This window comes from Endozoicomonas sp. YOMI1, assembly GCF_024606345.1.
GTDB lineage: Bacteria > Pseudomonadota > Gammaproteobacteria > Pseudomonadales > Endozoicomonadaceae > Endozoicomonas.
The window spans coordinates 1-3665 of sequence record NZ_JAHHPM010000254.1; the positions used below are offsets into that span (position 1 = coordinate 1).

3 protein-coding genes are annotated in these 3665 nt (G+C 46.1%); all 3 read right to left on the minus strand.

The window, feature by feature from the left end; genetic code table 11:
* On the minus strand, positions 1-237 hold a 237-nt coding region (locus KDK15_RS08790; protein ID WP_257294981.1), incomplete at its 3' end, for a hypothetical protein.
* A gap of 54 nt (positions 238-291) precedes the next feature.
* Positions 292-2460, minus strand: a complete 2169-nt coding sequence (locus KDK15_RS08795; protein ID WP_257294982.1) for a type I secretion system permease/ATPase — start codon at positions 2458-2460, stop codon at positions 292-294.
* A 254-nt stretch (positions 2461-2714) separates the two neighbouring features.
* On the minus strand, positions 2715-3449 hold the full coding sequence (gene phoU, locus KDK15_RS08800) for a phosphate signaling complex protein PhoU (RefSeq protein WP_257294983.1): 735 nt from the start codon (positions 3447-3449) through the stop codon (positions 2715-2717).
* Between the last annotated feature and the right edge of the window lie 216 nt (positions 3450-3665).

The window sequence follows — 3665 nt, forward strand, 5'->3', positions numbered from 1 at the left end:
CTCTGAAATATTCTCTGAAATATTCTCTGAAATATTCTCTGAAATATTCTCTGAAGTATTCTCTGAAATATTCTCTGAAGTATTCTCTAAAGAAGTCTCTAAAGAAGCCTTCCCTTTGCCACCCTCAGAAGCACTCTGCTCTTTACCATCAGCAAGATTTAATTCCAGATCTGACATACCCTGTTCTGACTCAGCCGACTTCATTTTGTGGTCTTCTGACGGTTCAGTCTGATTCACAGGAGCCTCAGTCGAGCCCTTCACGTCCTTGTCATCGCTGCTACTCATTCCAGCCTATCCTATTTTGAGTTTGCCCTGCCTTAACGCCGCATGTACCTGGTCCTTGGGTCCATCCGCAACGACACGTCCACTGTCCATTACGATCAAACGATCCACCAGATCCAGCATTGAGGCTTTGTGGGTAACCAATATCAACGTCTTGCCGCTACACCGGTTCTTCAGCTGCTCTTTCATTCGCAGCTCTGTTGTGTTGTCCATGGAGCTGGATGGCTCATCCATCACCAGAATCGGTGGATTCATCAGCAGGGCCCGGGCCAGGGCAATACTTTGTCGCTGCCCTCCCGACAGGTTTTGTCCGCGCTCACCCACGATCATATCCAGCCCATTAGGGTGCTTATTGGCAAACTCCGTTACTCCGGCAATTTCAGCAGCCTCAAGTAACTGGCTGTCTTCAATATGGTTTGCCCCCAAGGTGATATTGTCTTTAATTGAGCCGTAGAACAGTGTTATATCCTGACTGACACAACCAATACTGGAACGAAGGTCAGTGGGATTGATCTGTCGTAAATCAACACCGTCAACCCGAACCGCGCCTTCTCCCGGTTCATAAAGACCCAGTATCAGCTTTTCGATGGTTGTCTTTCCCGAACCAATCCGCCCGATAATCCCAACCTTTTCACCGGCTTCAATCCTTAGGCTGACATCTCTTAAGGCTTGAATTTCCTGCTCAGGATAGGAAAAATTAACCCCATCAAATTCTATACTGCCTTTCAGGTCTGGACGATTAACGTAATCCCTGTCTTCATGACGCTCGGTTGGCATGTCCATGATCTGATTCAGGCCATCCAGAGCCGATTTGGCCTGGTTATAGCGGGTTGCCAGCCCGGCAATCTGTGCCATGGGTGCCAGACAGCGGCCAGAAAGCATGACAGAGGCAATCAGCCCCCCCATACTCAACTCGCCTTCAACGATCAGATAAACCCCAAGAATAACCATGCCTATATTGGCCATTTGTTGCACATAGGCACTGAAACTGGTGGCAGAAGCACTGAGCAGTTTGGTTTTAATGCTCCAGGTAGCAATATGGCTAACGGCTTTTTCCCATCGGTACTGAATATCACTCTCTGCCTGGGCAATTTTCAGGGCTTCCATGCCTGAGAGGCTTTCAATCAATGTGGCATTTTTCTGCTGACTGGAACGAAGTGTTTTTTCAACGGAGTTTTTAAGAGGTTCCTGAATGAAGAAGCTATAAAGACCAATGATCAACATCGCTCCCAAAGGCACCAGAGCCACCGGGCCTCCAAGCATAAATATTACGAAAAGAATGATACAGGTGAACGGCAAGTCAACCAGCGCAGTTACCGTTGAAGAGGTAATAAATTCCCGAATACTTTCGAAATCCTGAAGGTTTTTTGCAAAGGAACCAACGGAAGCAGGCTTAGCCTTCATGCTCAACCCAAGAACCTGCTCCATGATGGCAGAAGAGAGCAAAATATCGGACTTTTTACCGGCCAGATCAATAAAATAGCTGCGCACCATTTTCAGAATAAAATCAAAACTGAAAACAATAAAAGCACCAATGGCCAGAACCCAGAGTGTATTGAATGCCTGATTGGGAACCACCCGGTCATACACATTCATGACAAACAGCGGGCTGGCAACTGCAAAGATATTGATCAACAGTGATGCCAGTAAAACATCACGGTAAATTCTCCATGAACCCAGAATAGTTCCCCAGAACCAATGCCTGGATTTAACCGTTAATTTCTGCGGGGTCCGACGATCATAACGGTGCTTTTCACGGACATAGATAACATAGCCACTGTAAAATTCATTTAATTCTTCAATACTGATTGTTTTCGTGCCCTCACCGGTTTCCGGCATAATAATCCGGGCAGTGCCTTTTGCATGGTCAATGTCAGACAAAATGCAGGCTTTTCGTTTACTCAGTAACAAAACGGCAGGAACAACCAGTGAAGATATTTCTGCAATCTCTCGCTTATGAACTTTACAGGCCAGACCCGCTCTTTCCGACGATCGAATAAATACTTCTGCAGTAAATTTGCCATTCTCAAGGGGCATTCCAGCCTTTAAAGATTCTCGTGAATATGGATTCCCGTAATGGCGGGTTAACAAGGCGAGGCATTCAAGAAGGTCATCGCTGCTGGCGGGTTGTTCATCAGGAATATCCCAGCCGTCATGCATGGTACTGGAGTGATTCATAGCTACCTGCTGATTGTTTCATCCGTGTTTTCTTACAAGAGATTAATTCAGAAACAAACAGCATGATTGCCTGAAAGGTATTAATAACTAAAGATTAGCGCAAAATACCAAACAGCTAATTGAAAATATCCGACAAATTAAAAAATAAGAAAATTGAAAACCACATTCTTAAATGTGTGTTTATTAGTAGAAATAAAAAAAGGGGAGTTTAAATCCCCTGAACCATTTTAATTAAAACAAAAGGTAGCACTGTTTCAATCATCCAGCTGCTTATCAAACACCTCTTCCTGCATCCGTTTAAGACCAATGTGTCTGACATCCGTGCCTTTTACCAGGTAAATAACATACTCCGCAATATTTCTGGCATGATCACCAATCCGCTCCAGAGAGCGTAATACCCACATAATGTTCAAAACACGGGTAATGGAGCGGGGATCTTCCATCATATAAGTGACCAGTTCACGAGTAGCACTTTTATACTCCCGATCAACCGCTTTATCCTCTTTGGCCACAGTCAGGGCCTGCTCTGCATCAAATCGGGCAAAGGCATTCAGGGCATCCTGAGTCATCTGGCGAACATGGCTGCCAATATGACGGGTTTCAATATAACCTTTGGGCGCTTCCCCCTGTTCTGACAATTTTATGGCAAACCGCGCAATTTTGGCCGCTTCATCACCAATGCGCTCCAGGTCCGTGGCCACTTTGGTGCATGCCAGAACCAAGCGTAAATCACTGGCCGCAGGCTGACGGCGGGCAAGAATTCTGGAACACTCCTGATCAATGGACGTTTCCATAAAGTTGATGTCGGTGTCTTTTTCACAAACAACGATGGCCAGGTCACTGTCGGCATTGATCAGTGACTCAATGGCATCACTGACCTGTTTTTCAACCATGCCGCCCATGGACAACAGGTTATTTCGAAGCTCTTCCAGTTCATGGTTAAACTGCTGGGAAATATGGTGGGTCAGCAAATCACTTTGGTTAGGCATGGGTAATCCTTCGAGGCTCTGACACTCCCCGCCCTATCGAGCGAGGGTTCTTGATCGCTCAAGAACGTTTCTGTTTCACAGTTCGTTGCCCAGAGAACAGCTTGGTTATCGCATAAAAGTTCCCGTAGTGAGAACTTTTACGGTGACGAACCAACCCAAGTTCTCTAGGTCTCACACGAACTCCGCAGACTTAACATCCCGTCTGCCCGACGGTAG

Bases quoted from the DNA above. Each gene is read 5' to 3' on its own strand.
- KDK15_RS08795 (WP_257294982.1), bottom strand. From the start codon at position 2,460: ATGAATCACTCCAGTACCATGCATGACGGCTGGGATATTCCTGATGAA.
- phoU (WP_257294983.1), bottom strand. From the start codon at position 3,449: ATGCCTAACCAAAGTGATTTGCTGACCCACCATATTTCCCAGCAGTTT.